Origin of the sequence: Bacteroides sp. LFL-34 (assembly GCF_027257075.1) — a bacterium.
Classification (GTDB): Bacteria; Bacteroidota; Bacteroidia; order Bacteroidales; family Bacteroidaceae; genus Bacteroides; species Bacteroides ovatus.
Map to the genome: position 1 here is coordinate 1 of NZ_JAPQKZ010000110.1, position 3,174 is coordinate 3,174.

General features: G+C 44.0%; 2 protein-coding genes. Both read left to right on the plus strand.

Annotated elements, in window-relative coordinates:
- Positions 1-357: 357 nt before the first annotated feature.
- The gene (locus N5O98_RS26955; RefSeq protein ID WP_022199494.1) at positions 358-789 is read left to right on the plus strand and encodes a RagB/SusD family nutrient uptake outer membrane protein; all 432 of its coding nucleotides are present in this window, start codon (positions 358-360) and stop codon (positions 787-789) included.
- Positions 790-816: 27 nt separating this feature from the next.
- On the plus strand, positions 817-2,922 hold the full coding sequence (locus N5O98_RS26960; RefSeq protein ID WP_022199493.1) for an ATP-binding protein: 2,106 nt from the start codon (positions 817-819) through the stop codon (positions 2,920-2,922).
- The last annotated feature ends 252 nt before the right edge of the window (positions 2,923-3,174 follow it).

The following is a 3,174-nucleotide window of genomic DNA, read 5'->3' on the forward strand; positions in this document are numbered from 1 at the left end:
AAAGGACCGAATAGGGACTTAGACTTGACTTCTATTGCCGCTGATGGTTTTCCTTTTGCTTTCCTTTCAATATCAATTCAAAGATAAATATTTTGATGCTGCAAATCTAAGGTTGCCGCACGCCTTGCATACAACTCCTCCTCTACTCTTGTATGCACTTATCCGGCCTGTATCAACCGTGAACTGTACGACGCATTACCGGAAAGTGATATCCGCAGGGGACTTTTTCTCGATCCGCTCGAATATACTTATAACACGGGTGGTATAACAAACAATGGTCTGGGCGGAAGTGCACTCACCAGTTACGCCCAAGGGGTGTATCCCGACTTGAATACTTCGGCAAAAATATACGCTTATATGTCGTTCAAATTTAAGTGTATCGACAAAGTAGGCGCCATGCCTTTCAACCTTTTCCGCAGTTCGGAGATGTATCTCATCGAAGCAGAAGCCAACTGTCACCTGACGCCTCCAAAAGAAGCGGAAGCAAGGCAATTACTGAAAGAACTGATCCGCGACAGCGGACGCGACCCTCAATATACTTGCGACAAGAGCGGTCAGGCACTGCTCGACGAAATAAAGTTCTACCGCCGCATCGAACTATGGGGCGAAGGATTCAGCTGGTTTGACTTCAAACGGCGCAAAGACACCATCGTACGCCACACCTTCGAAGATGGAGGAAACTACATGACCAACGCAGCCGTAACTATCAACCCGGAAGACGCCAACAACTGGATGTGGGTGATTCCCGCCAAAGAATACGAATATAACAATGCCATAAATAAACAATAAGAACACTGTAAATCCATAGTTATCAAGATGAAAATAGTCAGGTACATCAGTATATGTTTGTTGTTCACCTTTATCGGATCTCTCCTTCCAACCAAGGCGCAGGACAATCCGTACAAGATAGACCACTCTCTTTATCTACTTTATGAGGAGGCAACTAAACACCGTAACAACGCAACCGGACTGGAAATAGCTGATACTATCTATACCAAAGCCATCCGGATCAACGATAAAAAGGCACAATGCCTCGCTCTTACCATTCCGGTAATCTACTATTTCAATAATGGGAAAACGGAATTACTGGAGAAAGCAATCAGCAGGCTTCAGGAGATATCCCGAAAGAACAACTACCTGCAATATTACTACTTTGGCAGCATCTACAAAGTTAATTACCTGATGAACACAGGTAATACCCTGCGTGCGCTCCAGGAGGCTGAATTGACTAAAGAACAGGCATTTGCCGACGACTATCCCTACGGTATCTCCACTTGCCTGCGAATGATGGGAAACATTTACTTTGCGCGCAGAGAATACCGGACGGCACTGGATTACTACCAACAATCACTGGTATACACACAGGAGAAGCTCCCTGAACAGGATTTGTCTTATATATACTGGAACATATCCATGCTCCAACAAAACCTGAAGCAATATGAAGCAGCCTACGAGAATGCTGAGAAAGGGATCAAATGTGCCAAGACTTCAACCAACAAATACGCCTGTATGCTGCGCAAATGCACACTTTTATACGCGCTCGACAGGGAGGAAGAGTTCAAAAGCTATTATCAGGAATGTTTAAAAGCGACCGAAAAACATGGTGAAACCAGAAGGAATGAACTGAATAAGTTGAAGATATACAATTATATACTCAACCAACAATATGATAAAGCGCATGCTCTCGCCGACTCCACCTCTATCTTACATGAGAGAATAGCTTTTCAGGCAAATATTTACGCAAAAGAGCAGAAGTACAAAGACGCTTACCAAGCGCTTCAGAAGCTCCAGAGTTTACAGGATTCTCTGAACCAACTCATACAGACTGCCGACCTGTCGGAACTGAATGTGCGTATCGGCAACGAACAACTGAAAAGAAAAGCGCAAGCCTTGCAACTGGAAAACACACAATTAAACCTGCAAAAGACAACGCTCGAACTGCAGCAAACGAAATCGCAAGTGGAAATCGAGAAGATGAACGCCGAAAATAACGAGCTACTACTAAAAAACCGTAACCTGGAGCTCGCACAATTCAAAGCGGAAACCGAACGTACACAGAGTCTTATGGTAGCTAAACAGGCAGAATCCGAACGCCAGCTGATGATATTGAAATTCATCCTGATATTCTTCTGTTTCTTTGCCATAGCCCTCACGCTCTACCTTTATCTACGCAGAAAATCAATCAGACAACTGCAAGAGAAGAACGAAGAACTGACGATTGCCCGCGACCGTGCCGAACAGGCAGACAAGATGAAGACTCATTTCATGCAGAACATGAGCCACGAAATCCGTACCCCGCTCAATGCCATCGTAGGATTCTCACAATTATTATCCAACCCGGATCTGCCATTGGAAGATGAGGAAAAGCTAGAATTCAGCTCGCTCGTCCAACACAACTCCGAACTGCTCACCACGCTTGTCAACGATATTCTTGACCTTTCCGCACTGGAAAGCGGCAAATACACCATGAACCTGACTTCCTGCCATTGCAACGAAATGTGCAGGCTCATACTCTCTACCGTAATGGATCGAAAAGCGGAAGGAGTGAAGCTTTATTATACCTCCGAAGTGGCAGACGATTTCCAGATCACCACAGATGAACAACGCCTGCAACAAGTGCTTATCAACTTCCTTACCAACGCAGAGAAGCACACAGAAAAAGGGGAAATCCATCTGCATTGTTCACTGACCGAGTATCCCGACAGAATCACGTTCTCTGTCAGCGACACCGGGCCGGGCATCCCTGCCGACAAGATGGATAGTGTATTCGAACGCTTCAAGAAGTTGGATGAGTTCAAACAGGGATCAGGACTGGGACTGAATATATGCCGCACCATAGCCGAACGATTACATGGAGAAGTCAAAGTAGACAAGAGCTACACCAATGGTGCACGTTTTCTGCTTATACTTCCATTAAAATAAGATTAGCTATTGACTTTCCTCTTTTTATTTTGTATCTTTGAGGAACAGAAAAAGAAAAAAGCAATATGAGTTATATAAAAATCAAGACATAATAACACATTATCAAAACATATATTTCCATATATGGAAGAACCGAATGAGGTTGTGTCAAAACGTTGGCACAACCTCTTTTATATTTTACAGTTCTGCTATATTTTCTTTTGGCTATGCTGCTTTTTCCTCATGCATTTGGCAACAAGTTGCTATATTCCA

Bases quoted from the DNA above. Each gene is read 5' to 3' on its own strand.
- N5O98_RS26960 (WP_022199493.1), top strand. From the start codon at position 817: ATGAAAATAGTCAGGTACATCAGTATATGTTTGTTGTTCACCTTTATC.
- N5O98_RS26955 (WP_022199494.1), top strand. From the start codon at position 358: ATGTCGTTCAAATTTAAGTGTATCGACAAAGTAGGCGCCATGCCTTTC.